Genomic DNA, 26,047 nt, shown 5'->3' on the forward strand with positions numbered 1-26,047 from the left:
TCCAGTTGAATTATTAAATCGGTGTGACATTCTGCGGGTGCTTTCGTAAAAGGAAGCGGTCGGGAGGAGCGGCCTCAAGTGTCACAGGACGATCATACAAGACTGGCGGAACCGGCGCCCAGGGTGAGCGCCGGCGGCGGCTCGAACCAGGTGCGCGTGCGCGCCTACAACGAGCGGCTGGTGCTGTCGCTCGTCCGCCAGAACCCCGGTTGCTCTAAGGCCGACATCGCCCGCCTCACGGGCCTTTCCGCGCAAACCGTCTCGGTCATCATGCGCTCGCTCGAAAGCGATGAACTCCTGATGCGCGGCGAGCCCATTCGCGGTCGCGTCGGGCAACCTTCCGTGCCGATGTTCATCAATCCGAATGCCGTCTTCTCCTTCGGCGTGAAGATCGGTCGCCGCAGCGCCGATCTCGTGCTGATGGATTTCGCCGGCAAGATCAGCAAGCAGCGGCACCGGACCTATCGCTACCCGCACCCCGACCATCTGCTGCCCTTCATCTGTGACGGCATCGCCGAAATGGAAGCAGACATGGACGCGACGATGCGGGCACGGATCGCTGGCATCGGCATCGCCGCACCCTTCGAATTGTGGAACTGGGCGGAGGAAGTCGGCGCGCCCGAGGGCGCAATGGACATCTGGCGGCATGTCGACCTCCAGGGTGAGGTCCAGACGCGGATGTCGCATCCCGTCTACCTGCGCAACGATGCGACCAGCGCCTGCGGTGCTGAACTCGTCTTCGGCGCCGGCCAGCGCTATCCCGACTTCGTCTATTTCTACATCGGCTCCTTCATCGGCGGCGGCATCGTCGTCAATTCCGCGCTCTTCGTCGGCCGCACCGGAACGGCCGGCGCGATCGGCCCCCTGCCCGTGCGCGACAAACACGGCGAAACACGCCAGCTGCTCGACATCGCCTCGATCTTCGTTCTGGAAAACCTGCTGCGCGAGCGCGGCATCGATCCGCAGCCGCTCTGGTATGCGGCCGAAGAGTGGATCGACTTCGGCGAACCGCTGGAAATCTGGCTGCAGGACACGGCGGCGGCGCTTGCCCAGGCTGTCATCGCGGCCGCCTCGATCATCGACTTTGCCGCCGCCATCATCGATGGCGGCTTCCCCGCCTGGGTGCGCCACCGCCTGGTGAAGGCGACCATCGAGGCGATGAACCGTCTCGACCTCCAGGGCGTCGTCATTCCCGATATCGTCGAAGGCGAGGTGGGCGACCAGGCCCGCGCCATCGGCGGCGCCAGCCTGCCGATCTTCGACCGTTATCTCATCGACCAAACCGTATTGTTCAAGGACACCGCCCATGCTGAAGGGAATTGATCCCCTCCTGAGCCCCGAGCTTCTCGCCACCCTGCGCGCCATGGGTCACGGCGACGAAATCGCCATCGTCGACGGCAATTATCCGGCCCTCGAACACGCCCGCCGCCTCGTACGTCTAGACGGCCATCATCTCGTGCCCGTGCTGAACGCGATCCTCAGCGTCATGCCGATCGATGATTTCGTGCCCGAGTCAATTTTCCGCTCCGTGGTCGGCGGCAAGCCGGACCAGGTCGATCCCGTACATCAGGAAATCATCGATTGCTGCGGCCGCCATGAGCCTAAGGTGCCGGTGACGAAACTGATCGGTGCGGATTTCTACAACAGGGTGAAGGCCGCCCACACGATCGTGCAGACCGGCGAACCGCGCCTCTACGCCAACGTCATCCTGCGCAAGGGCGTGATCTACCCGTAAGCCTCAACCTTCGAGGGCGCGCGAGATCCGTCGGGACAGTTCCACAGGGTTCTTGAGAACGATGGCACGGCTGGTGCGCTCCACCAGCTGCTCGCGCGCCAGCCTCGACATTTCGCGCGACACCGTCTCGCGGCTCGCACCGATATGTTCGGCCAGTTCCGCATGCACGAGCGGCGGCGAGATGATGCGTTCGCGACCGCCGTCGTTACGCACCCGGGAAAGCCTGAGCAGCGTGTTGTAGAGCCGGTGCTTCGTGTCGAGGAAGGACAGTTCCGACAGGCGATCGTTCATGGCGCGGATGCGCTTGGACAAGAGTTGCAGCAGCGTCAGCGCCACGTCCGCCCTCTGTCGCAATATGTCGTGGAAAACGATGCAGGGGATCACGGTCACCGTGGCATCGCTGACGGCCATCAGGCTCGCCGAGCGCGCCATGTCGTCGATGGCGGACTGTTCGCCGAGGATGTCGCCGCGCTTGAAGCTGCCGAGAATGGCTTCCTTGCCGACCGAAAACCGGAGCACGGCGCGTATCTCCCCGGTCTGGACGATGAAGACGTCCTTAGACGCATCTTCGAAATCCACGAGACTCTCGCCGGCACTCAAGGTGCGCGAATGGCAGCGAGCCAGCCACTCGCGGTCTTCTTCCGGTGTCAGCCCAGCAAAAATCGCGCATCCGCGTAGTGTCGGAAGCGTGGTTGCCGGGAGCGGCAGGGGAGAACCTGTCGAAGCGTTTGCTTTCATTTACGGATTACTTGTCGCATTCATGTCTATGAAGCTTACTTATTCGTTCGCGTCGATCGATAGCAAGATGCCGGAAAGCAAGACCCTTACAATTCGGCTACCAGATATCATCGAATTTCATTCAATTTGGAACAATGCAGAAACCCAGCTGAAAAAGTCAACCAATCGAGCCTGACGACGGCCCCCAGACATCGGTCAGGGCGAAGCCATGCTCGAAGGGATCGAAGGGGTCCAGCGCCACCTGATGCAGGCCGAAGGTGAAGCCGCGACCGCTGATCGTCGGGATGACGGCCGGGCGTCCGGCGACCTCCGAAACGGCGGCGAGACCGACTTCGAACTCGGAGCCGATGATCGACCGCGACAGCATGACATCGCCGACCTTGACCTTGCCGCGTGCATGAAGCGTCGCCAGATTGGCCGAATTGCCGGTGCCACAGGGGGACCTGTCGACGCGGCCGGGCCACATGGTCGTGCAGGTGCGGATCGCGCCATCGGGATCGACATCTCGGAACATGACATAGGCGACGCCCGAGATCGCCGGGATCTCGGGATGCACCACCGGGATCTTCCGGTTGATCTCTTCCTTGAGGATCATGCCCGCCTCGACCAGCGCCCGCGCATTGCCCTTCTCGATGGTCAGTCCCACCTGACCGACATCGACCAGCGCATAGAAAATGCCGCCATAGCTCAGGTCGAAGGTAATGCGGCCCCACTGCTCGGTATCGAGCGAAGCATCCAGCTCGTGGACGAAAGACGGCACCATGGTGAGCTTCACCCGTTCGCAGCGTCCGTCACGGCAGGTCGCCGTCGCCTTGACCAGACCGGCTGCCGTTTCCAGCATAACGACCGTCTCCGGCTCCTGCATCTCGACCATGCCGCTTTCGAGAAGCGCCGTCGTCACGCAGATCGAGTTGGAACCCGAGCTCGCATGGGCCTGGTCCGGCTGGAGAATGACGAAGGCCGCATCGGCCGCCGGGTTCTTCGGCGGCAAAAGCAGGTTGACGGAGCCGATCGGCGCGCCGCGCGGTTCCAGCACCAGCATGCGCCGGAGCGCCTCGCCCTTCGGGTCGGTGTTCAGCCAGAGCAGCTGCTCGGCGACCGTCTCGCCGGGAATCTTCGGCACGCCACCGGTGGCGACCCTGCCGATTTCACCCTCGGCATGCACGTCGAGCAGTTGAAGCGTGCGCTTCCATCTCATGTCTTTTATCCCACAGTCGGTCGAGTTCACCGCCCCGAAGCGGAGCATCGCCCATTCAAGATCACAGGGACGCCCGTGAGCTCAAGAGGCGACCTTGCGGTTCCCGACCTGCAACGTTGCCGAAACCTGTTAAATCAGCACCGCGTCATATCCAAGTGCTTTTGTTGAACAGTTCAGCAAACAGCCGAGCCGGCAGAGGCGGAACATGACTGGGAGATTGCGTCGTCTGGCCGTCTTTTCCCTGACGCGCCACTCAAGCCCGGTCCGGAAATTAACCTTTTATTAACTCTTTCCCCGCCGCTGCGGCCGCCGGTGTTATCCTGCGATCAGATCTAGACTGGAGACCGCCATGCACCGGATGGAGACGATCAATCGCAAGACCTGGGAAAACGCCTGGTCGATCCGCGAATACAGCCGCAGCGAAGGCTTCCTCGACGAAGGAGAGCGGGCCGCATTCGACCATGCAACGACGCAGGGCGGCAGGCGCATTCTCGATATCGGGATCGGTGGCGGACGGACTGCGGGCCTGCTCGCGGACGGCCGGGACTATACCGGCATCGACTACACGGCGGGCATGGTGGAGCGGGCGAGAGCCAACCACCCGACATTGCGGTTCGAGCACATGGATGCGCGCGATCTGAGCGCCTTTCCCGACGCGTCGTTCGATCTGGTCGTCTTCAGCTTCAACGGCATCGATTCCGTCGATCCGGACGGTCGAGTGCGGGTGCTGGAAGAAGTCTCTCGGGTACTCTCCCCCGGCGGACGCTTCGTCTTCTCGACCTTTCACAAGGACTGGCAGGGTTTCAATGCCCTGCCTGACTACAGGCGTGTGGAGTGGACGATGGATCCGCTGCGCCTCGGGTTCAGGCTCTATCGCTATGTCGAAGGGGGCATCCTCAAGGCCATTCGCCTCAGGAAGCATCGAACGCTCGAGGTGCACGCCGAGGACCATGCGATCCTGATGCATGGTGCGCATGATTTCGGAATCATGGTGCATGCGACGACACGCCAACATCTTCTGGATCAACTCGGACAAGCGGGCTTTGCCGGCGACCCGCTGCTCATCGACAGGGACGGACTCGTCCTTGGGCACCAGTGGCCCAGCAGCCTGCATTTTCTATACGTGGTGGCCCAGAAACCGTTGCAGAACTGAGGGCTGCACATTCCAGCCTGTGGATTGCCACCCAGTGCGCCCGCCACGGCGGGCAAACTCCGACGTTCGTACACATGCGGCAATACCGCGTGCGGCTTCAGGTTCGTCTGTCAAAAATATTCGGAAGAGGAATGGCGCACCCGAAGAGATTCGAACTCCTGACCCCCAGATTCGTAGTCTGGTGCTCTATCCAGCTGAGCTACGGGTGCGTGCCAACCGACTGTCCGTCGGCGTTGGCGATCCTCTAAAGCGGGACGCTCCGGAATGCAAGCGCCCTTTTCGAAAAAAGAGTCATTTTCCTGTCATGCGCCACGTCGACGACGCTCACGCGCGGGCGCGCCAGTCGTCGAGAGCCACTGGCCTGTCGGGGATCTCGACGCGGAACATGGTGCCGGGGCCTGGCTTTTCGACAAGCGCGATCGTGCCGCCATGGGCGATGACGAGTTCGCGCGCGATAGCGAGGCCGAGCCCCGTGCCGCCGGAGCGGGCGGAGCCGCGGAAGGCGGCAAACAGGTTTTCGCGCGCCTTGCGCGGCATGCCGGGCCCCGTGTCGTCGATCACGATCCCCACGACCGAGCCGGTGCGCTGCGCCGAGACGGTGATGCGACGGACATGGTCGGGATCGTCGGTCGAGAATCCGGCCAGTGCCTGGACAGCATTGCGGCAGATGTTGTGAACCACGCGGAACAATTGCTCGCTGTCGGCATCCACCTCGATATCCGTGCCGACGCTGTCGACGAATTCGATGCCGGTCTCAGGGCTGAGATGCAGGAGATCGCGCACTTCCTGGCAGAGTTCCGCCAGGAGAAAGCGGCGGCGACGCGGTTCGGCCTCCGATGTCTGCCCATAGGACAGAACTTCGCTCGTATAGCCGACGGCACGGTCGATGGTGCGCAAGAGCTTCGGCGCAAAGCTCTTCACCAGCGGATCGTCCACATCGACCAGCCGGTCGGACATCAGCTGTGCCGAGGCCAGAATATTGCGCATGTCGTGATTGATCTTCGAGACGGCGAGACCGAGGTCGGCCAGCGTCTTCTGCTGGCGCAGCGTCTTCTGCAGCTGGACCTGCATGCGGGACAAATGCCGGCCCGCCACCGCAATCTCGTCATTGCCTTCGGAGGGCGGCAGCACGCGTGTCGGATCCTCGGGGTTTTCCGCGAAGAACTGCATGCTGCGGGCGAGCCGCCGGACCGGCATGATCATCACCCGGTTGATCGCGAGGAACATCAGGAAGGCGGTAATGACGGAAATGATCAGGGACACGACGAGGATGTTGCGCGCATAACCCAGCATCGCCTTGCGCAGAGGCGCTTCGTCGATGACGATCTCCACCATCACGTCGCTCGCCTCAGTTATCGGACCATAAACCCGCAGCAGCCGGTCACCGCCGAACAAAAGCGTGTAGAGGGCGTCGCGGATCGAACCGAATTCGGACGAGTCGGACAGGTCGAAGGCGGCGTCCACCTCGCTCGGCATCTCCGTGACGGCGAGCAGTTGCGACGTGCCGTCCTTGCGCAAGACGATCGCCTTGGTTCCTGTTGTCGCAAGGGTCAGATCCTGCACGCCACGGGGCAGCTGCAGCGGTTGCAGGCCGTCGATCACGACGCTCGCGGCGGCCGCCGTGTTCAGGCGGTCCTGCAGCCAGCGCTGGCGCATGGTGGCCACAGACGGAGCGAAGATGAGAATTTCCGCCAGCATGACAAAGGCGATCGTCAGCCAGAGCAGCTTGCCCGACAGGCCGCGGATGCGGGACGGCATGGCGTAACCTCCGGAGAGGTCGGCCTGCAGATCGCTGTCCTGCCGGTCGTACATCAGCCCTCGTTCCTGTCGTCTCTGTCCTTTGCCCGCCGTTCGCCGACAATGAGGCAGCTTCATGAGACTAAAGCAGTGCGACCGAGCATGCCATGCGTAAGTCGCGAAGAAACATGAAACTTTGTTCATGTTAACGAGGGAAGGGGCGTGGCGGATGTATGGCAGAGCTGCCATTTTTCACGAAATCGTAACGCCGGAGACGGTTCTTGCCCGGCTGATTGACTCCTGAGCCCCCTGACACTATAAGCCGCGCACGTTCGGAAACATGCGCCCGGCGGCGCTTACCCGTGCGAAGAACCAAAACGCTGTTGCAGATTGCACATCCAAGAAGGGCCGCACACCGCGGTATTAAATAAATGTCGAAGCGTACTTTCCAACCTTCCAAGCTTGTTCGCAAGCGCCGCCACGGCTTCCGTGCGCGTATGGCCACCAAGGGCGGCCGCCTGGTCTTGAACGCTCGCCGCGGTCGCGGTCGCGCCAAGCTTTCGGCCTAAGGGCCGGATGAGCCCGACGAGATGACGGGCCCATGACGTCCACGGACTCCAAAAATCCTGTCGGCCGGCTGAAAAGCCGGCCCCAGTTTCTCGCCGTGCGACACGGCGAAGCGCGCAAGGGTCGCATCTTCCTTCTCGAAGTGCTGGACCGCAAGGACGATGCGCCGCCCCGCGTGGGCTTCACGGTCACCAAGAAACACGGCAATGCAGTGGAGAGAAACCGCATGCGGCGCAGGCTGAAAGAAGCCGTGCGACTGAATGCGGCGTTTGCAATGCAGCCGGGACACGACTATGTCATTGTCGCCCGGCGCGAGGTGCTGGGTATCCCCTTCGATCAATTGTCCCGGCAGTTGATCCACCGCATCGAAAACCGCCCGTCGAACAAAAGCCGGTCCGACAAGACCGCTCCCAGGAAAGAGTGATGCAGAACAACCGCAACTATTTCATCGCGATTGCCTTATCGGTGGTGATCGTCCTCGCCTGGCAGTTCTTCTACATGAACCCGCGGATCGAGGCCCAGCGCAAGGTCCAGGAAGCCCAGATCGCGCAGCAGCAGGCCCAGACCGAGCAGCAGGCAACCACGCCGGCCGCGACCGTCGATGGCAGCCTGCCGGCAGGCGGCGTCGCCACTGCGGAAGCGAGCCGCGAAGCAGCCGTCGCACAGACCGCGCGCGTCGCCATCGAAACGCAGGACCTCGTCGGCTCGATCAACCTGACGGGTGCCCGCCTCGACGACCTGAAGCTGCGTCAGTACCGCGAAACCGTCGATCCGACGAGCCCGATGGTCACGCTGTTCAATCCGGCCGAAACCCGGGACGCCTATTTTGCCGAACTCGGCTTTATCGCTGGCGAGAATGCGGGCTCGGTTCCCGGACCGAACACGGTTTGGACCGCGACCGAGGGCGCGACGCTCACCGAGACGACGCCGGTCACGCTGACCTATACCAACGAAGCCGGTCTCACCTTCACCCGCACCATCGCCGTCGACGAACATTACATGTTCACCATCGAAGACGAGATCGCGAACAATGGCGCGGCCTCTGCAAGCCTTGCGCCCTACGGGCGAGTGACCCGCTACAACAAGCCCTCGACACCTTCGATCTTCGTTCTGCACGAGGGCTTTCTCGGCGTCGTGGGCGCTGAAGGCAGCCTGGCCGAATACGACTATTCGGATGTCGAAGAAGAAGCGGTCGGCAATGCCAAGGCCACCGGTGGCTGGATCGGCATTACCGACAAGTACTGGGCGACGTCGCTCATTCCGCAGCAGACCCTTCCTTACGAATCGCGCTTCTCGCACTTCACCGATGGTCAGGCCCGCTATCAAGCCGACTACAAGAACGACGCCGTCAGCATTCCCGCCGGCCAGAGCACCTCGGTGAAGACATTGGTCTTCGCCGGCGCCAAGCAGGTTCCGGTCATCGACAGCTATCAGGAAAGCCTCGGCATTCCGAAGTTCGACCTGATGATCGACTGGGGCTGGTTCTACTTCATCACCAAGCCGATGTTCCACCTGATGGACTACTTCTTCCATCTCGTCGGCAATTTCGGCGTGGCCATCCTGCTGACCACCATCGTCGTCAAGCTGCTCTTCTTCCCGCTCGCCAACAAGCAGTATGCCTCCATGGCCAACATGAAGCGCGTGCAGCCCAAGCTCGAGGAGATGAAGGCCAAGTTCGCCGACGACCGCATGGGCCTGCAGCAGGCCATGATGGCTCTCTACAAGGAAGAGAAGATCAATCCGGTTGCCGGCTGCTGGCCGGTGCTCCTGCAGATCCCGGTCTTCTTCGCACTCTACAAGGTCATCTACGTCACCATCGAAATGCGCCACGCGCCGTTCTTCGGCTGGATCCAGGATCTCTCCGCTCCCGATCCGACGAGCTTGTTCAACCTGTTCGGTCTGCTGCCCTTCTCGCCTCCGCTCTTCCTGATGATCGGCGTCTGGCCGCTCATCATGGGGGTCACCATGTGGGTCCAGATGCGCATGAACCCGACGCCGCCGGATCCGACCCAGGCGATGCTGTTCAACTGGATGCCCGTCATCTTCACCTTCATGCTCGGCACCTTCCCGGCCGGTCTGGTGATCTACTGGGCCTGGAACAACACGCTGTCGATCCTGCAGCAGGGACTGATCATGAAGCGCCATGGCGTCGAGATCGAACTGTTCAAGAACATCGGCCGAATGTTCCGGCGAAAACCCGCCGCGACCAAATGACGATCAGAAGCCCCGGCCGAGCCGGGGCTTTCTCTTTTTTGACCGAGATGAACCGATGACCGACACCTCCGCCCCCTCTCCCCGCGCCTGGCTCGGGATCGCGCTCGTTGCCGGCTCCGCCGTCGCCTGGAGCTATGGGGGTGCGATCCAGCGCTTCATCGGTGTTACGGACGGCTGGACGATCGTCTTCTGGCGTTGCCTGTTCGCCGGTCTCTTCCTGCTTTCCTTCATGCTGATCCGGGATCGTGTTGACGGCACGATTCGGCTTTTCCGGGCCATGGGCTGGCCCGGGCTCTGCATCGCCGTCGGCTTCGCCCTCGTCTCCACCTTCTTCGTGCTGGCCGTGACGATGACACCGGTTGCCAATGTCGTGCTGTTCATGGCCTCCATCCCGCTCTTTGCCGCCCTGCTCGCCCGCATCGTGCTCGGCGAGCCGATCACGGCGGTCACCTGGGGCGCGATCTTCGCCGTGTTCCTCGGCGTCGGCATCATGGTGTCATCCTCCATCGGCGACGGTGGCTCAATCCTCGGGCTGGCGCTCGCTGCGGCGATCCCGGCGATCTTTGCCTGCATGACGGTGCTCACCCGCCGCTATCCCGGCATCCGGATGACGCCTGCCGCCTGCAGTGGATCCTTCATCGCCAGCGCCATCGCTGCCAGCCAGGCCGGCGCCTTTGCCGTTGGCGGGCAGGACCTCGCCCTGCTGTTCTGCTTCGGCGCGCTCAATCTGGGGCTCGGCATGGCGCTCTATGTCACGGGTGCGCGCATGATCCCCTCGGCGCTCGCCGCCCTCATCGGCACGGGAGAGATGATCCTTGCCCCGGTCTGGATGGTGTTGCTGCACAACGAGATCCCCTCGGGTCGCACGATCCTCGGCGGCGCGCTCGTCATGGCCGCGCTCTTTACCTATCTGATCAGCCACGCGCGAGCCGCGCCGAGGCGCCCAGATGCGGCGGCGGCTTGACTTTGCCGCGCAAAACCCTGATTTGACCGGGTTCAAGAGAGACCCAAGCCATGCGCGACCCCAATCAGAGAAGTGACTATCCCCTGTTCGTCCGCCCGTGGATCTTCATCCGCGGCGTGCCGTCGATGGAATTCCTGCCGCCGGAAGGCCCGCTCGAAGTCGCCTTTGCCGGTCGTTCGAATGTCGGAAAGTCGTCGCTGATCAATGCGCTGGTCGGCCAGGCCGGCCTTGCCCGCACATCGAACACGCCGGGCCGCACCCAGGAACTCAATTACTTCGTGCCCGACGGCTTTTCCGGCCAGGCCGGCGACCTGCCGCCGATGGCGCTGGTCGATATGCCCGGCTACGGCTATGCCAAGGCGCCGAAGGAACAGGTCGATGCCTGGACCAGACTGGTCTTCGATTATCTGCGCGGTCGCGCGACACTGAAGCGGGTCTATGTTCTGATCGACAGCCGCCACGGGATCAAGGCGAATGACGACGAGGTTCTGACCCTGCTCGACAAGGCCGCCGTCTCCTACCAGATCGTGCTGACCAAGACCGACAAGATCAAGGAAGCCGGCGTGCCGCGGCTGATCGCCGAAACGCTGGAGAAGATCAAGAAGCATCCGGCCGCCTTCCCGGAAGTGCTGTCGACTTCGTCCGAAAAGGCAGACGGCCTCGAAGAATTGCGGGGCGCAATCACCGAGGCCGTCAGACAGGGCCTTTGACGCTCAGGCGCCTGTCGTCGCATCGGGGGCAGTAACGCCCCCCTTTGCCTTACATCTTCGGCAGGATGACCGCGTCGACGACGTGGATCACGCCGTTCGACTGCTTGACGTCGGCGATGGTCACGGTGGAGACGCCATCCATTTCATCGGTCAGCGTCACCTTGCCGTCCGCAGCCTTGGCCTTCAGCACGCAGCCACCAACGGTGGTGACGTCGTGTTCGCCGCCGTCATCGGAGATCATCTTGACGAGGGCTTCGGCCATCACATCCGCTGCCACGACATGGCAGGTCAGGACCTTGGTCAGCTGTTCCTTGTTTTCCGGCTTCAGCAGCGTGTCGACCGTACCGGCCGGCAACTTGGCGAAGGCGTCGTTGGTCGGAGCGAAAACGGTGAACGGACCGGCGCCCGACAGGGTTTCAACGAGACCGGCTGCCTGGACGGCGGCAACGAGCGTCGTGTGATCCTTCGAGTTGACGGCGTTTTCGACGATGTTCTTGGTTTCGAGCATTTCACCACCGCCGACCATCGGATTGGCGGCATAGGCTGCGGCAGCGCCTGCCAGGATGGCTGCGGAGAATGCGAGCGGGCGAAGAGCGGTCTTGAACATTACGGTTTCCTCTTATCCTTGGTGTTCTCGATCGTGTCCCTGCGGTTCGGGCGGGACATCGGGGGCGTCCCTCAGTGGGAACATCTCCAAGGACGGAGGGCCATTCGAACAAGTTTCAGGCGGCCCGAACAAATCGGCCGCCTGCAAGACACCTCGTTGATGTAGAACGATTATTTCTTCTTCAGGGCCCGACTTCGCCGAGCGCCACGACCGGACCGGTCGCCTGGCCGGTGGGCGAACCGCCGAAAGGCTCGAGACTGACGGCCAGAACCACGCCTTCCGCCAGGCGTGCGCGCAGGTCTTCCGGCACATCGATCTCCCCCTGCCCCGTCTGCGGCAGAACGCCGAGCGAGACCGGCGCCTGTTCCCCTTCGACGAGCCAGAGCTCAAGCGATTTCTGATCGGCCCCGCCGCTCGCGACAGGGGTAACGGACAGGCGGCCCGAACTGCCGTCGTAGCGGGCATGAAGCGCGATTGCCTGATCCTCTCCGGCGAGATCTGCCGTGAGCGCCGTTTGCGGCTTCGGACGGATCTGTTCGGCATAGTCGAGGCCGACCAGGAGACCAAGAGCGGCGACGGAGGCAAAGCTCAGGCCGCGCCAGAGCACCAGCGAATTCCACAGGCTGTCCTTGACCGCCGCCACCGTCGCCGGCGAGGCGAAGAGCCGATCCTCGATCTTCGAGAACAGCTGATCCGGCGGTGAGGCCTCGGCGTAATCGTCGTTGAACTGGGTGAGGTTCTCTTCCCAGCGCTTGACCATGGCGGCGAACTGCCGGTCGTGGCGCAGGCGCGCATCCACCTTCTGGCGTTCGGTTCCGCTCAGGACGCCGAGGACATATTCGCCCGCGAGAACTTCATCCCGCGACCGATCTCCCTTGCTTTGGTCAGGCGTGCTCATCCATGCACTCTCTCAGTTTCAAAAGGCTGCGCCGCAGCCATGTGCGCATCGTGTTCAAGGGAACGGCGAAGTGATCCGCCAGCTCCTGATAGGAGAGACCTTCGACATAGGCCTGGCGAACCGCCAGCGCCCTGTCAGGATCCAATGCCTCCAGGCATGTGTCAATCCGACCACCCTCGGATCGCAGCACGGCGTGCTGCTCCGGATCGGGCGCCAGATCGGCGATATCGATCGCAGTGTCGATATCCTCGCCCTGCGGTCGACGCGCCCTCAGACGATCGATGCAATGGTAGCGGACGATGGCGCAAAGCCATGGATAGGCATTGGCACCGTCGCCCGTATAGCTGCCGGCCTTGTGCCAGATCTTGACGAACACATCCTGGAGCGCCTCTTCGGCCTCGCCCCTGTCTTTGAGCATACGGATGCAGATGGCGAAAAGTTTCGCCGAAATGCGACTATAGAGCAAGGAAAAGGCGGCACGGTCCTTCAGCGCTACCCGCGCCAGCAATCCGCCGATGTCGTCGCGTTCCATGGAGCCCCCTCATGCAGTGGCCATGATATAGCGCTGCATCTTCGGTGGACAATGCGACGGGAAGAAGAAGCATGTCACAGACCGCTTATATTGCGGCGCGATTATTCCATCCGACGCAGTGATGCGCTAAAAGGCCGCCATCCAATGCGAGGTTTCCCATGACATCGACCGAAAGCGAAATGCAGGCCCGCCTTCTCGTCCAGGCCCTGCCCTTCATGCAGCGCTACGAGAACAAGACCATCGTGGTCAAATATGGCGGCCATGCCATGGGCAATCCCGAGCTCGGCAAGGCATTTGCAGCCGACATCGCGCTCTTGAAGCAGTCGGGCGTCAACCCGATCGTCGTGCATGGCGGCGGCCCGCAGATCGGCGCGATGCTCGCCCGCATGGGCATCGAATCGCGTTTCGAGAACGGCCTGCGCGTCACCGACCAGAAGACGGTCGAGATCGTCGAAATGGTTCTCGCCGGCTCGATCAACAAGGAAATCGTCGCGCTGATCAACCAGACCGGCGAATGGGCGATCGGGCTCTGCGGCAAGGACGGCAACATGGTCTTTGCCGAAAAGGCGCAGAAGAAGGTCCGCGATCCCGACAGCAATATCGAGCGCGTGCTCGATCTCGGTTTCGTCGGCGATGTCGTCGAAGTGGACCGCACGCTGCTCGACCTGCTCGCCCGCTCCGAGATGATCCCGGTCATCGCCCCGGTCGCTCCCGGCCGCGACGGCGCGACCTACAACATCAATGCCGACACATTTGCCGGTGCGATCGCCGGCGCGCTCAATGCCTCGCGCCTGCTTTTCCTGACGGACGTTCCCGGCGTGCTCGACAGACAAGGCAAGCTGATCAAGGAACTCTCGGTCGCCGAAGCGCATGCACTGATCGCGGACGGCACAATTTCAGGCGGCATGATCCCCAAGGTCGAGACCTGCATCGAGGCGATCCAGGCCGGCGTCCAGGGCGTCGTCATCCTGAACGGCAAGACCGCCCATTCCGTGCTGCTCGAGCTCTTCACCGAGACGGGTGCCGGCACGCTGCTCGTTCCCTGAGCCAATCCATCACCTGCTGCTGCCGGTCACTCGATCGGCAGCGGACGCTCCAGCTTCTCGCTTGCCGGCGTCACCGTTCTCATCGATAGCACCGCCACTAGGACGATCGCATAGGCAACGAAGTTGTAGATCAGTCCGAGCGACATGCCCTCGGCATAGACTTCCTTGCCACTTAAGCCTTCCGCCGCATTGCGCGCCAGATCCGAGAAGAAGATCTCGCTGACGATGGCAATCCCGAGCGCACTGCCGACCTGCTGGATCGCCTGAAGCGCGCCCGATCCGCCGCCGGCATCCTGTGGCGGCACGCCAGCCAGCACCAGCTGGAACATAGGCGCGATCGCGATGCCCATGCCAAGGCCGCTGAGCAGGAACCACGGCAGAAGCGCCATGCGGTCGATGCTTTCGCCGACGGTCTGAATCTCCATGCGCAACAGGCCCATGCCGACTGCCACCATCACGACGCCGACGATGACCCGGACTCGCGGCGTGATATTGCCGAGGCGGCCCGATATCAGCGAAGCGACGAAGATGCCGACAGAAAACGGCACTGTCGTCAGGCCTGACTGCAACGGCGTCAGGCTGTAGCCCTGCTGCAGGAACATTGCGAGGATCAGGAAGAAGCCGGGCAGCGTCGAAAAGAAGGTCGCCGTCATCAACGAGCCGATGACGTAGTTGCGGTTCTTCATCAGCGCGACGGGCAGAAGTTCCGGCGCTTTCATCCGATGCTGGTGCCGCTCCCAGAGAGCGAAGGCGACGCCGAAAGGTATGGCCAAACCCAGCATGACGAAACACCAGATGGGCCAGCCAAAACCACGGCCCTCGATCAGCGGGAAGATCACGCAGAAGATCGTGACCGCAGCAAGCGCAATGCCGCCGAAATCGTTCTTCAGGCCGGGTTTCGGCGGCAGTGCCGGGATCAGGCGCCAGCCGAGCAGGATGGTCATGATCCCGACCGGAATATTGATCAGAAAGATCGGCCGCCAGCCGAGGCCGAGCACATCGAGGCTGATCAGCCAGCCGCCGAGGAGCGGGCCGGAAACGGAGGCAAGGCCCGCGCTCAGGCCGAAGAGTGAAAAGGCTGCCGCCCGCTCCTTCGGTGGAAACATCATCTGGGCAATGGCCAGCACCTGTGGCGTCATGACCGCCGCACCCGCCCCCTGCAACAGGCGTGCTGCCACCAGCCAACCGATATCGGATGCCAGCCCGCAAAGCAGCGAGGCAAAGGTGAAGGCCGCCACGCCGACCAGAAACACCTGCTTCTTGCCCCGAACGTCGCCGAGCCGACCGAAGGGCAGAAGTCCGAGCGCAAAGACCAGCACGTAACCGGCGACCACCCATTCGATCTGGCTCGAGGTCGCCCCGAGCTCCGACTGCAGGCTCGGCAGCGCGACATTGACGATGGTGACGTCGAGCAAGTTCATGAAATTCGCCAGCATCATCACGAGAAGAGCCGTCCAGCGCTTCGGATAGGGATGCGAGGCGTCGGCGCTGATCGCTGGTGTCTTGGTGTGCACTTTTGTCTCCCCGCCCTCGGCGCGCTTGTGCCGTCCGGTGTATCGCGCAGCGGGATGGGTCGCAACGGGGCAAGGGTATCCGTCATGGTGAGGCGGGCATGGCGGCGTTCCTCTCCCCCGCAAGGGGCGAGATAGAGCCGCGGTCCTCACTTGTATCTGGATCCTCGGGTCAAGCCCGAGGATGACGGAGTGTGGGGAGCGACTGGTATCCTCATCTACCGCTTCCATCGCACAACGCTTGAGGAGAATACCGTCTTTCACTCCAAGAACGTCGTCATCCTCGGGCTTGACCCGAGGATCCAAAAACAAGCCTTCCGAGGCCAGACGGGCACGTCAGATCCCTACATTTTCCGAAAAAGGGGGATGATTTTGAGAAAATCACGAGCAAAATCAAACTCCGACATGTTTTTTCATCCCCCACCCTTTGCACCCCCTTACCCTAGTCCCCGTCCCGCCCTCGGATACACCTGACGATGCGATGTCAGGCGAGGCGGGGCCGGCGCCGGGGGCGAGCACTCTCGCAGGTGCAGACCCCCGGCCCGCTGCAACGGTCTCCCTCCGGACGAGGGGCTGGTAACGAAGGTGATGGGGTCGGATGCCTCATCACCGGATACCCCGATCGGAAGGACGTGCCTCAGAGGCACACAGACAAGGCGCCCACGCCGTCGCGAACATACCAGACGGAGGGGCGAAATAGACGGCGGGGATGGCGGTCGGTCGCAAATGACCAGACAATCATCCCCCGGGCGAGGGTCCCGGTCGGATTGGTGCACCATCCGGCGGGAACCTCCCGGGCCAACGGCCAGGCTGAAGCGTCATCTCACGGTGATGCCGCAGCCGGACCCCGCGCCCGGTCATTCCTCGGTCATCCTCGGGCCTGACCCGAGGACCGAGGACCGTCGCCGCCTTGCCAGAGAGACGCATGCAGCGGGAATAGACGCCGAACGAGGCGCCGGAAGGAGCCACATAAACTACTTAGACAGGTTGCTTCTGGCGCCTCGTCCGAGACAAGCATGACCCGACCCGGAGGGAGATATCCCGACCGGCGGCGAAGCTTGGGGTTTTTGACAGTTTGTTTTGACCTGACCTCTCTAGGGGAGAGTGAGGCGCTTGCGGGGCTCCATCTCCCCCCTTGTGGGAGAGATCGAGCCCCGCCCTCACACCAAAACCAGCAACAGCACCCCGGCGACGATCAGCACGCATCCGGCAATCTCCAGCCTGTTGATCCTCTCCTTGAAAATCAGCACCGACGAGGCAAAGGTGAAGAGCATTTCGACCTGGGCCAGCGCCTTCACCACTGCCACCTGCTGCAGGGTCATGGCGATGAACCAGCCGAAAGAGGCTGTGGCGCCGACGAAGCCGACAAGGGCGCTGACCTTCCAGGCGGCTCCGATCCGACTGAGTTCGGCCCGGTCCTTCCAGAGCATCCAGATCAGCATCGAGAGCGTCTGGACGGTGATGACGACGCAGAGCGTATAACCTGCCTGCATGATGACATCCGGTTCAGGCAGCGTCGGGGCCAGTGCCAGCGAGGCGGCGCGGTAGGAAATGCCGGATACGCCAAAGAACAGGCCGGAGGCGAGCCCGATCAGCGCCGTGGGGCTGGTGACCGAGGTCACGAGACTCAAGGGCGTAAAGGCCGTGCGCGCGACCGAGATCAGCATGACGCCGAGGATCGAGACGAGGATGGCCGCGGCAGTGCCGAGCCCGATCGTTTCGCCGAAGAGCACAAGTGCCAGGAGGGCCGCCTGAGCCGGTTCTGTGCGCGAATAGGCAGTGCCGACCGCGAAGTTGCGGAAGGAGAAGAGGTGCACGAGCAGGAAGGTCGCGGTGATCTGGGCAAGTGCTCCGATGACGGCCCAGATCGCGAACGTCACGCCTGGAACCGGCAGCGGACGGCCAAGGCCGAGATGCAGGATGGCGAGGTAGAGAAAGGAAAACGGCAGGCCGAAGCCGAAGCGGACGAAAGTCGCACCGGTCGTGCCCATCCGGCCTTTCAGGTGTTTTTGCAGCGTCGAGCGCAGGTTCTGCAGGAAGGCGCTGCCAACCGTGATGATGGCCCAGAATTCCATGGGAGAGCGTCCAGAAGAGCCGCAGCGCGGTAACCGGCTTGCGGCTGGAGTTGCTGAGATTGGTGAGAGGGCCTCGATCGCTTGGCGGCTCGGACCAGACTTCTCAGGCGGCGCGGTGGCGGATGGTGCCCGCGCTCACCGGATGGAAACGCGACGGCAGGCGCTTGCGGTCCTGCAGGACCACCAGCCGTTCCATCGCCGAAATCGCCATCTTCTTACCCATCTTTCCCAGATAGCACTTCCCGAAGCGGCGACCAATGCTAATTAGAGACAACATGCCGGGCGCCACAGAGACGTACCCCGCATGCCCCATATCTGCCCAAGAGGACCCGATGAACACCCCAGCCAAGATCCCCTCGCCCGCCGATTTCGCCCATGTGCGCGACTGGGTCTTCGACCTCGACAACACGCTCTATCCCCATCACATCAATCTCTTCGCCCAGATCGACACGAATATGACGGGTTTCGTGGCCGAACTGCTGCAGATGGAGCCGGCCGAGGCGAGGCTCTTGCAGAAGCGCTACTACCACGAACACGGCACCACGCTCGCCGGCTTGATGCTGCATCACAAGGTCGACCCGAACGCGTTTCTGGAACGGGCGCATGCGATCGACTATTCGGCGCTGATCTCCGACGAGGTGCTTGGCTCGGCGATCAAGCGGCTGCCGGGGCGCAAGTTCATCTTCACCAACGGCACGGTTGCCCATGCGGAAGCAGCCGCCCGGGCACTCGGCATTCTCGACCACTTCGACGACATCTTCGACATTGTCGCCGCAGACTACGTGCCGAAGCCGGCGGGTGCCACCTACGACAAGTTTGCCAGCCTCAACCGGATCGACACGAAACATGCGGCGATGTTCGAGGACCTGCCGCGAAATCTGATGGTGCCGAAGGCGCTCGGCATGAAGACGGTGCTGCTCGTGCCGCGCAACCTTGGGCACGCGATCCTGGAAACATGGGAGCGGGTCGATCATGTCGATGCCGATATCGTGGATTACCTCACCGACGATCTGACAGGCTTCCTGCAGAGGCTGCTCGCGGACGAGGCGTGAGCGGAAGCTTACGAAAGTTTCATGCAGCTTACAGAGAGTTAAGTAGGGCCTGAGCCTTGCCGTCGCTACGGTCATCCCATCGAAGCAGACACTCGAAAGGATACCCGAATGAACGGCAAGACCCTGACGCTGGCCGCCGTGGCAGCCTCTCTCCTGATCGGCACCACAGCCGGAGGCGCCTTCGCGCAGAACCGCGACGAGCGCCGTGGCCCAGGCCGTGGTGGTCCGGAGGTGATGTTCGTGCAGATGCTGCAACAGCACGACACGAACAAGGACGGCAAGATCAGCAAGGAAGAAGCGACTGCCGCGGGAACAGCCATGTTCACGGCGATCGACGCCGACAAGGACGGCATCCTGACGCCGGGCGAGATGCGCCAGCACCGTGAAGCGATGCGTGAAGAGCACAAGGCGACACGTGAAGCCATGCGGGCCGAACGCCAGGCGGCCCGTGAAGCGGCGAAGGCCGATGCGCCAACTCCGCCTCCGGGTGACGCACCCCAGGAGCAGGCGATGAACGAGGATGGTCCGCGCGGCGAGGCCAAGGGCATGCATGGCAAGCGCCATGAGGGCAAGCGCCATGGCTGGCACAATGAGCGTGCCGAGCGCGGCGAGAATCGTCGCGGCCCCGATGGCATGCGTGGCCAGGGCCGGATGATGCGGGTCGCCGATACGGACGAGAACGGCCAGATCAGCCTGGAAGAAGCAACCGCCATGGCTGACCGGATGTTCACCCGGATGGACCGCAACAAGGACGGCTTCATCAGCGCGGAAGATATGCCGAAGCGGCCTGCCATGTTCCGCTGATGCGGACCTTCACAGATGGATAAATGCCGAAACGGCCCCTCACGGGGCCGTTTCTTCGTTCAGGTCATAGAAGTTGGCGATGATCTTCCAGGCCTCCTCCGCCGTTTCGGCGAAATGGAAGAGATCGAGGTCTTCGGGCGCGATCGTGCCGAAGGCGGCGAGTGCCTCGAAATTGATGATGTCCTCCCAGAAGGCGCGGGAGAAGAGGATGAGCGGGATCGGCGCCATGCGCTTGGTCTGGATCAGAGTGATCGTCTCGAAAAACTCGTCGAGCGTGCCGAAGCCACCGGGGAAGATGGTGATCGCCTTGGCGCGCATCAAAAAATGCATCTTGCGAATGGCGAAATAGTGGAAGTTGAAGCTCAGTTCCGGCGTGACGTAAGGGTTGGGCGCCTGTTCATGGGGTAACACGATGTTCAGGCCGATCGAGGGTGCGCCGACGTCTTGAGCCCCGCGATTGCCGGCCTCCATGACCCCCGGACCACCACCGGTCACGACCACATATTCCTTGTAATCGCTCATGACGGCCTGCTTTGAGCAAAGCTGAGCGAATTTGCGGGCTTCCTCGTAATAGATCGAAGCGTCTTCCAGGTTCTTCTTCTGGATATCGTTCTTCGCCGCCCAGGCTGCCTCACCCGGGGCGGGAATGCGCGCGCCACCGAACATGACGACCGTCGACTTGATGTTGCGCTCGGTGAGGATCATCTCCGTTTTCAGGAGTTCGAGCTGCAATCGGACAGGCCGAAGCTCCTCGCGGCAGAGGAATTCCTCATCGACATAGGCAAGCGTGTAGGACGAGGAGACCGATTGCGGGGTGCGTGGAACAACCTGTGCGCTCTGCTTGTCGGTCGAGCTATCCTTCAGCGGATCCCAGGATCCGTCCTTACGCCTGTGCTTGCCATTTTTCAACTGTGCCATGCCTCTTCCTTTCCAGCCCGCGGGGCTGCCGCGGCTGTTTTCATCCAGCCCTTTATGCGCTAGAGCTTTGCGCGAATTTTCGATCAGTCCTGATCGTTTCCATCCCCACGGTAGACAACGAAGTTTAAGGAATCCAGATGAGCGCCTCCGATCTCACCCAGCTCGAACACGTCATCGAAGCGGCTTTCGACAACCGCGATACGGTTTCGACCACCACCACGGGCGAGATCCGCGATGCCGTCGAGACGGCGCTCAACCTGCTCGACAGCGGCCAGGTTCGCGTCGCGGCTCGCGGCGAAGACGGTACATGGGCCGTGCATCAGTGGCTGAAGAAGGCCGTGCTCCTCTCCTTCCGCCTGAATGACATGGAAGTCGTGAAGGGCGGTCCGGGTGCCTCCACCTGGTGGGACAAGGTGCCGTCGAAGTTCGAGGGCTGGGGCGAGAACCAGTTCCGCGCCGCCGGCTTCCGTGCCGTACCGAATGCCGTGGTGCGCCGCTCGGCTTATGTTTCCAAGGGTGTCGTGCTGATGCCGTCCTTCGTCAATCTCGGCGCCTATGTCGGTGAAAACACCATGGTCGACACCTGGGCGACCGTCGGCTCCTGCGCTCAGATCGGTGCAAACGTGCACCTCTCCGGCGGTGTGGGCATCGGCGGCGTTCTGGAGCCGCTGCAGGCCGGCCCGACCATCATCGAGGACAACTGCTTCATCGGCGCCCGGTCTGAAGTCGTCGAAGGCTGCATCATCCGTGAAGGCTCCGTGCTCGGTATGGGCGTTTACATCGGCAAGTCGACCAAGATCGTCGACCGCGCCACCGGCGAAGTGATGTATGGCGAAGTGCCGCCCTATTCCGTCGTCGTTGCCGGTTCGATGCCGTCTGGCAATGCCGTGATGGCGAACGGTCTTCCGGCGCCGCATCTCTACTGCGCGGTCATCGTCAAGCGCGTCGACGAGAAGACCCGCTCGAAGACCGGCATCAACGAATTGCTCCGGGACTGATCCCGCATGGCCTTGCCGAGGCGGCAGACATCGGTCGGCTGGGCGCTCTTCCTCTGGGACGGGCGCATCGGACGGCGGATCTTCATCCTCGGAACACTGTTCTGGATGATGACGAACGCGGCTGTGCTCGCGTTCGTGACGGGGCAATCAGACGAGCAGGTCGCACCCGGCTTCCTCTCGCTCTTCCTCGCCTCCGCATGCCTCTCCCTCCTCTCCCTGCTGATGCTCGGCACCAAACGGCTGCACGACATCGGCATGCCGGGCGTGGTGGCGGCGCTCCTGATCATGCCCGCCTTCTCGCTGATCATCTTCTTCGTGCTTTGCGTCTGGCCCTCGGTCGAGGATGACAACCGCTATGGACCGGGCCCCGATACGCGTTCGCACTGAGCGGCGGGTGGTGGGTGACAGGCCCCGGCGGATCGGCTAAGTCTTGCGTCATCTTCTCAAGGCACCGACGGCCGGGCTGAACCGGCACTCGGCCAATCCCGTAAAAGTATTCATGACCGCTACCAATCCCGTCGATGTCCTCCAGGCCCTCATCCGCTGCCCTTCCGTCACGCCTGCCGAAGGCGGGGCGCTCGATGTGCTGGAAGGCCTTCTCTCTCCGCTCGGCTTTCGCGTCGACCGGATGCTGGCGAAGGACGAGGGCACGCCTGATATCGAGAACCTCTATGCCCGCGCCGGATCCGACGGCCCGCATCTGATGTTTGCCGGCCATAGCGACGTCGTGCCCGTTGGAGCCGAGACCGACTGGAGCGCCGGGCCGTTCTCCGGAGATGTCCGCGACGGCATGCTCTATGGGCGTGGCGCCGTCGATATGAAGGGCGGCATTGCCTGCTTCATCGCGGCCTATGCGCGACTGGTGGAACAGGGGAAGGTGCCGAAGGGCTCGGTCTCGCTCTTGATCACCGGCGACGAGGAAGGCCCTGCCGTCAACGGCACGGTGAAGCTGCTCGAATGGGCCGCAGAACGAGGCGAACGCTGGGACGCCTGCCTGGTCGGTGAGCCGACCAACCCGGATACCCTCGGCGACATGATCAAGATCGGCCGGCGCGGCTCGGTCTCGGGCACGGTGACGGTCAAGGGTGTGCAGGGCCATGCGGCCTATCCGCATCTTGCCGACAATCCGGTGCGCGGCGCGCTGTCCTTGGCGAAAAGCCTGATGTTCCCGGCCTTCGATACCGGTACGGAGAACTTCCAGCCGTCAAACCTCGAAGTCACCACCATCGATGTCGGCAATGCGGCGACGAACGTTATTCCGGCTTCGGCACGCTTCAAGTTCAACATCCGCTTCAACGACGTCTGGACCGCAGACAGCGTCAATGCCGAGATCATTCGCAGGCTGGATGCGGCGGCTGTTGATCCGGAGCTTCGGCCGGACCGAGCGGCAATCGGCTATGACATCACCTGGTCGGAGCGGCCGAGCCATGTGTTTCTGACGCGCAACAATGCGCTTATCGCCTCGCTTTCGGGCGCGATCGAAACGGTGACGGGCAAGACGCCGAAGCTCTCGACCACGGGCGGCACGTCGGATGCGCGGTTCATCAAGGATTATTGCCCGGTCGTGGAATTCGGGCTGGTCGGCCAGACCATGCATATGGTCGACGAACGCGTCGCCGTCGCGGACCTAGAGACGCTGACCGTGATCTACCAGACCTTCATCGAGCAGTGGTTTGCCCATGCCGACGCTTAAGGAGGTCGAGTTCTATCTCAAGGGTCTCTGGCTGCTGTTCAAGCAGGATCCATCAGGCTTTTCCTATCTCGACCTCACCGACCGCGGTGCGATGCGCTCGTTCTGGGCCATCCTCTGGACGCTGCCGGCGATCCTGATTTCCTTCGCCTGGTGGCGCCTGCTCTATCTCCAGGGCCTGCCGGAGGACACCGGAACGGGTGCGGTCTTCTTCTTCCGGCTCGCGCTGGTCGAAGCGTCGAACTGGCTGTTCCCGCTGATCCTGCTCGGCATTCTCTGCTGGATGATCGGGATCGGCGAGAAATACGCATCCATGGTGGTGGTGAGCAACTGGCTCGCCTTACCGGTTTCCTATTCCTACGGCCTGCTGGTCCTCTTGATGATGTTCGTGCCGGGGCTTGCCGGCGTCGTGGCCTTCCTATGGCTTCTCCTGATGATCTCGCTGATCGCGGCGCTGTTCCGGATCATGCGGATGATCCTAGGCGATCAGCTGCTGATGGTTTCCACCGTCATCATGGTGCTGCTGATCCCCTCGATGATCATCGCGGAAGTGCTGGAGCGCTATCTCGGCGTTTATCCAGGCTGAGGGTCAGCCTCAGCGACCGAACGGCTCGTCGCCGGGATAATCCACTGCCATGAAGAACAGCCCCTCAGGCGGCGCCACGGGCCCGCAGGCCGAACGGTCGCGGGCTTCGAGCGCTGCCCGCACATCTGAAGGCGTCATCTTGCCCTCGCCCGCGAGCTTCAGCGTGCCGGCGAAAGAGCGGATCTGATTGTGCAGGAAGCTCTGAGCCGTGGCGCGGATCTCGATGAGTTCGTCTGATCGCGTGACATCCAGACGATCGAGCGTCCTGACCGGGCTTTTCGCCTGACAGTGGGCGGAGCGGAAGGTGGTGAAGTCGTGATGACCGACCAATTGCTGGGCAGCTTCATGCATGGCCTCGTGGTCGAGCGGCTTCGGCACCCACCAGGCCCGCTTGTCCTCGAGCGCCAGACGCGCCGGGCGGGTGATGATGCGGTAGAGGTAATGGCGTCTCAGGGCCGAGAAGCGGGCGTCGAACGCGTCAGGCACAGCCTGGACTTCGAGCACGGCGACCTGTTCGGACGCCATCGCCAGATGGGCGTTCAGCGCATTGCGCAGCTTGCGTGGCACCCAGGCGCGGGAGAGATCGGCATGGATCACCTGGCCCATGGCATGCACGCCGGAATCGGTGCGGCCCGCGCCACGGATGACGACCGTCTCGCTGGTCAGCGACAGGATCGCCTGTTCGAGGGCGGCCTGGATCGAATGGCCGTTGTCCTGGCGCTGCCAGCCGACATAGGCCGAGCCATCATATTCGACGGTCATGCGGAAGCGCGGCATCAGGTGATCACCGTGCCCTTGGGGAGCGGCGTGCCGCGCAGGAAGTCCTCAGCATTCAATGCCTTGCCGCCGGCCTTCTGCAGGCGGACGAGGCTGACTGCGCCCGTGCCGCAAGCGATCGTCAGGCGATCGTCGAGCGCCGTACCGGGTCCCGCGAGTACGCCATCCTTCTCGGCCAGATGCGAGGCGATCAGCTTGACGCGCTCGGGCTTGCCGTTGACGTCCATTTCGGTCCAGGCGCCCGGGAAAGGCGAGAGGCCGCGGATGTGGTTGTGCACCTCGGTCGCCGGGCGGGTGAAGTCGACGCGGGTCTCGGCCTTGTCGATCTTGGCGGCGTAGAGCACGCCCTCTTCTGCCTGAACGACCGTTTCCAGCGTATCGGCTTCGAGCTTCGCCATCGCCTCGACCATGGCTTCGGCGCCGACGATGCTGAGGGCATCGTGTAGCTCGCCGGCCGTCATGTCGGGACCGATTGCGACCGTGCGGGTGAGCGCGACGGGGCCGGTGTCGAGGCCCTTGTCCATCTTCATCACCATCATGCCTGTCTCGGCATCGCCGGCCATGATGGCGCGCTGGATCGGGGCAGCACCCCGCCAGCGGGGCAGAAGCGAGGCGTGGCCGTTATAGGCGCCGAGACGCGTGCCGTTGAGGATCGCTTCGGGCAGCAGCAGGCCATAGGCGACGACGACAGCGACATCGGCGCCGAGCGCAACGAAGGCCTCGCGATCAGCGGGATCACGGAAATTCAGGGGATGACGGACCTCGATGCCGAGGTCTTCGGCGGCCTGATGAACGGGCGACTTCTGCAGATCGAGACCACGACGGCCACCGGGACGCGGCGGCTGCGAATAGGCCATGACGATCTGGTGGCCCGCCGCATGCAGCGCTTTCAGGGTCGCGACGGAGAAATCCGGCGTGCCCATGAATATGATGCGAAGTGCCATCGTGCTGCCTCGAAGCGGTTGGTGACGCCCGGGATCAGATCTTCTGACGGGCGGCCTTGGTGAACCTCTTGATCACCATCTCGCGCTTGAGGCGGGAGATGTGATCGATGAAGAGCACGCCGTTCAAATGGTCGATCTCGTGCTGAAGGCAAGTGGCGAGCAGGCCGTCGGCCTCGGTCACGGTCTCCTTGCCGTCGCGACCCAGCGACTTCACCGTGATCGAGGCCGGACGTTCGACCTCGGCATAATAATCCGGGATCGACAGGCAGCCTTCCTCGTAGACCGAGCGGTCGTCGGAGCTCTTGAGGATCTCCGGATTGATGTAGATGAGAGGTGCTGGCTCTTCGCCTTCCTTGGCGAGATCGATGACGAGCAGACGGCGCGGCACGCCGACCTGGATCGCGGCCAGGCCGATGCCGGGAGCCTCGTACATGGTTTCGAGCATGTCGTCGATCAACTGCTCGAGCTCGGCATCGACGCGCTCGATGGGCGCGGATACCTGACGCAGCAGGGGATCGGGCAGAATGATGAGAGGCTTGATGGTCATGGCCTCCCTTAGCGCAAGTTCCAGGCGGAGGAAACGGAAAAAACGC

The 26,047-nt window shown here is 62.8% G+C and carries 27 protein-coding genes and 1 tRNA gene; 15 read left to right on the forward strand and 13 right to left on the reverse strand.

The annotated features are described in order from the left end of the window. Positions 1-78 precede the first annotated feature (78 nt). Positions 79-1,323, forward strand: a complete 1,245-nt coding sequence (locus E9677_RS04205; RefSeq protein ID WP_136556805.1) for an ROK family transcriptional regulator — start codon at positions 79-81, stop codon at positions 1,321-1,323. Next, on the forward strand, positions 1,307-1,735 hold the full coding sequence (locus tag E9677_RS04210; protein WP_136556806.1) for an RbsD/FucU family protein: 429 nt from the start codon (positions 1,307-1,309) through the stop codon (positions 1,733-1,735). Before E9677_RS04205 ends, E9677_RS04210 begins: the two co-directional genes overlap by 17 nt. Positions 1,736-1,738: 3 nt before the next feature. On the opposite strand, the gene E9677_RS04215 is transcribed toward E9677_RS04210, so the two are convergent. Next, complete coding sequence (locus E9677_RS04215) at positions 1,739-2,473, reverse strand: Crp/Fnr family transcriptional regulator (RefSeq protein WP_136556807.1); 735 nt, start codon at positions 2,471-2,473, stop codon at positions 1,739-1,741. Positions 2,474-2,630: 157 nt separating this feature from the next. Continuing rightward, the gene (locus E9677_RS04220) at positions 2,631-3,671 is read right to left on the reverse strand and encodes a 4-hydroxyproline epimerase (protein ID WP_136556808.1); all 1,041 of its coding nucleotides are present in this window, start codon (positions 3,669-3,671) and stop codon (positions 2,631-2,633) included. Between the two features lie 349 nt (positions 3,672-4,020). Here E9677_RS04220 and E9677_RS04225 point away from each other — a divergent pair, with 349 nt between their 5' ends. After that, the gene (locus tag E9677_RS04225; RefSeq protein WP_136556809.1) at positions 4,021-4,824 is read left to right on the forward strand and encodes a class I SAM-dependent methyltransferase; all 804 of its coding nucleotides are present in this window, start codon (positions 4,021-4,023) and stop codon (positions 4,822-4,824) included. Between the two features lie 132 nt (positions 4,825-4,956). Here the strand turns inward: E9677_RS04225 and E9677_RS04230 are convergent. Both E9677_RS04230 and E9677_RS04235 read right to left on the reverse strand, forming a co-directional pair. After that, a tRNA-Arg gene (locus E9677_RS04230) sits at positions 4,957-5,033 on the reverse strand. Between the two features lie 115 nt (positions 5,034-5,148). Further along, the gene (locus E9677_RS04235; RefSeq protein WP_235882868.1) at positions 5,149-6,582 is read right to left on the reverse strand and encodes a sensor histidine kinase; all 1,434 of its coding nucleotides are present in this window, start codon (positions 6,580-6,582) and stop codon (positions 5,149-5,151) included. 410 nt (positions 6,583-6,992) lie between these two features. Here E9677_RS04235 and rpmH point away from each other — a divergent pair, with 410 nt between their 5' ends. From rpmH to yihA, 5 genes are read left to right on the forward strand one after another with little or no spacing between them, the layout of a single operon-like run. Then, on the forward strand, positions 6,993-7,130 hold the full coding sequence (gene rpmH, locus E9677_RS04240) for a 50S ribosomal protein L34 (RefSeq protein ID WP_102020813.1): 138 nt from the start codon (positions 6,993-6,995) through the stop codon (positions 7,128-7,130). A gap of 32 nt (positions 7,131-7,162) precedes the next feature. After that, entirely contained in the window at positions 7,163-7,552 is a 390-nt protein-coding gene (gene rnpA, locus E9677_RS04245; protein ID WP_136556811.1) for a ribonuclease P protein component, read from the forward strand. Next, entirely contained in the window at positions 7,549-9,342 is a 1,794-nt protein-coding gene (gene yidC, locus E9677_RS04250; RefSeq protein WP_168801112.1) for a membrane protein insertase YidC, read from the forward strand. The genes rnpA and yidC overlap by 4 nt, the downstream gene beginning before the upstream one ends. A 55-nt stretch (positions 9,343-9,397) precedes the next feature. Then, on the forward strand, positions 9,398-10,306 hold the full coding sequence (locus E9677_RS04255; RefSeq protein WP_136556813.1) for a DMT family transporter: 909 nt from the start codon (positions 9,398-9,400) through the stop codon (positions 10,304-10,306). A gap of 50 nt (positions 10,307-10,356) precedes the next feature. Continuing rightward, entirely contained in the window at positions 10,357-11,016 is a 660-nt protein-coding gene (yihA, locus tag E9677_RS04260; RefSeq protein ID WP_136556814.1) for a ribosome biogenesis GTP-binding protein YihA/YsxC, read from the forward strand. 49 nt (positions 11,017-11,065) lie between these two features. On the opposite strand, the gene E9677_RS04265 is transcribed toward yihA, so the two are convergent. From E9677_RS04265 to E9677_RS04275, 3 genes are all read right to left on the reverse strand, one after another. Beyond that, positions 11,066-11,623 carry a fasciclin domain-containing protein gene (locus E9677_RS04265; protein ID WP_136556815.1) on the reverse strand — a complete coding sequence of 186 codons (558 nt, stop codon included), beginning with the start codon at positions 11,621-11,623 and terminating at the stop codon, positions 11,066-11,068. 181 nt (positions 11,624-11,804) lie between these two features. Further along, positions 11,805-12,521 (reverse strand): anti-sigma factor, encoded by a 717-nt coding sequence (locus E9677_RS04270; protein ID WP_136556816.1) that lies wholly within the window; start codon positions 12,519-12,521, stop codon positions 11,805-11,807. After that, complete coding sequence (locus E9677_RS04275; protein ID WP_136556817.1) at positions 12,508-13,053, reverse strand: sigma-70 family RNA polymerase sigma factor; 546 nt, start codon at positions 13,051-13,053, stop codon at positions 12,508-12,510. Before E9677_RS04275 ends, E9677_RS04270 begins: the two co-directional genes overlap by 14 nt. A gap of 158 nt (positions 13,054-13,211) precedes the next feature. Between E9677_RS04275 and argB the strand changes: the two genes are divergently transcribed. Then, on the forward strand, positions 13,212-14,099 hold the full coding sequence (argB, locus tag E9677_RS04280) for an acetylglutamate kinase (protein ID WP_136556818.1): 888 nt from the start codon (positions 13,212-13,214) through the stop codon (positions 14,097-14,099). 26 nt (positions 14,100-14,125) lie between these two features. Here argB and E9677_RS04285 read toward each other — a convergent pair whose 3' ends face one another. Beyond that, on the reverse strand, positions 14,126-15,613 hold the full coding sequence (locus E9677_RS04285; protein ID WP_136556819.1) for an MFS transporter: 1,488 nt from the start codon (positions 15,611-15,613) through the stop codon (positions 14,126-14,128). Positions 15,614-16,770: 1,157 nt separating this feature from the next. Continuing rightward, the gene (locus tag E9677_RS04290; RefSeq protein WP_136556820.1) at positions 16,771-17,685 is read right to left on the reverse strand and encodes an EamA family transporter; all 915 of its coding nucleotides are present in this window, start codon (positions 17,683-17,685) and stop codon (positions 16,771-16,773) included. Positions 17,686-18,017: 332 nt separating this feature from the next. On the opposite strand from E9677_RS04290, the gene E9677_RS04295 reads away from it, so the two are divergent. Continuing rightward, positions 18,018-18,737 carry a pyrimidine 5'-nucleotidase gene (locus E9677_RS04295; RefSeq protein ID WP_136556821.1) on the forward strand — a complete coding sequence of 240 codons (720 nt, stop codon included), beginning with the start codon at positions 18,018-18,020 and terminating at the stop codon, positions 18,735-18,737. Between the two features lie 108 nt (positions 18,738-18,845). Beyond that, positions 18,846-19,541 carry an EF-hand domain-containing protein gene (locus E9677_RS04300; protein ID WP_136556822.1) on the forward strand — a complete coding sequence of 232 codons (696 nt, stop codon included), beginning with the start codon at positions 18,846-18,848 and terminating at the stop codon, positions 19,539-19,541. 39 nt (positions 19,542-19,580) lie between these two features. Here the strand turns inward: E9677_RS04300 and E9677_RS04305 are convergent, their stop codons facing one another. Beyond that, positions 19,581-20,459, reverse strand: a complete 879-nt coding sequence (locus tag E9677_RS04305; protein ID WP_136556823.1) for an LOG family protein — start codon at positions 20,457-20,459, stop codon at positions 19,581-19,583. A 137-nt stretch (positions 20,460-20,596) separates the two neighbouring features. On the opposite strand from E9677_RS04305, the gene dapD reads away from it, so the two are divergent. The 4 genes from dapD (at position 20,597) to E9677_RS04325 (ending at position 23,733) form a co-directional block, all read left to right on the forward strand. Then, positions 20,597-21,457 carry a 2,3,4,5-tetrahydropyridine-2,6-dicarboxylate N-succinyltransferase gene (gene dapD, locus E9677_RS04310; RefSeq protein WP_136556824.1) on the forward strand — a complete coding sequence of 287 codons (861 nt, stop codon included), beginning with the start codon at positions 20,597-20,599 and terminating at the stop codon, positions 21,455-21,457. A 6-nt stretch (positions 21,458-21,463) separates the two neighbouring features. Beyond that, complete coding sequence (locus E9677_RS04315; protein ID WP_136556825.1) at positions 21,464-21,844, forward strand: DUF805 domain-containing protein; 381 nt, start codon at positions 21,464-21,466, stop codon at positions 21,842-21,844. Between the two features lie 112 nt (positions 21,845-21,956). Next, on the forward strand, positions 21,957-23,150 hold the full coding sequence (gene dapE, locus E9677_RS04320; protein WP_136556826.1) for a succinyl-diaminopimelate desuccinylase: 1,194 nt from the start codon (positions 21,957-21,959) through the stop codon (positions 23,148-23,150). Continuing rightward, positions 23,137-23,733, forward strand: coding sequence for a hypothetical protein (locus E9677_RS04325; protein WP_136556827.1), 597 nt, complete (start codon positions 23,137-23,139; stop codon positions 23,731-23,733). Before dapE ends, E9677_RS04325 begins: the two co-directional genes overlap by 14 nt. Before the next feature lie 9 nt (positions 23,734-23,742). Here E9677_RS04325 and truA read toward each other — a convergent pair whose 3' ends face one another. The 3 genes from truA to def are packed head-to-tail and all read right to left on the reverse strand — an operon-like array spanning position 23,743 to position 26,001. Further along, positions 23,743-24,510 carry a tRNA pseudouridine(38-40) synthase TruA gene (truA, locus tag E9677_RS04330; protein ID WP_136556828.1) on the reverse strand — a complete coding sequence of 256 codons (768 nt, stop codon included), beginning with the start codon at positions 24,508-24,510 and terminating at the stop codon, positions 23,743-23,745. Beyond that, positions 24,510-25,454, reverse strand: coding sequence for a methionyl-tRNA formyltransferase (gene fmt / locus E9677_RS04335; RefSeq protein WP_136556829.1), 945 nt, complete (start codon positions 25,452-25,454; stop codon positions 24,510-24,512). The genes truA and fmt overlap by 1 nt, the downstream gene beginning before the upstream one ends. A 34-nt stretch (positions 25,455-25,488) precedes the next feature. Then, the gene (gene def, locus E9677_RS04340; RefSeq protein ID WP_136556830.1) at positions 25,489-26,001 is read right to left on the reverse strand and encodes a peptide deformylase; all 513 of its coding nucleotides are present in this window, start codon (positions 25,999-26,001) and stop codon (positions 25,489-25,491) included. Positions 26,002-26,047 lie beyond the last annotated feature (46 nt).

The organism is Peteryoungia rhizophila (assembly GCF_004912145.1).
GTDB lineage: Bacteria > Pseudomonadota > Alphaproteobacteria > Rhizobiales > Rhizobiaceae > Allorhizobium > Allorhizobium rhizophilum.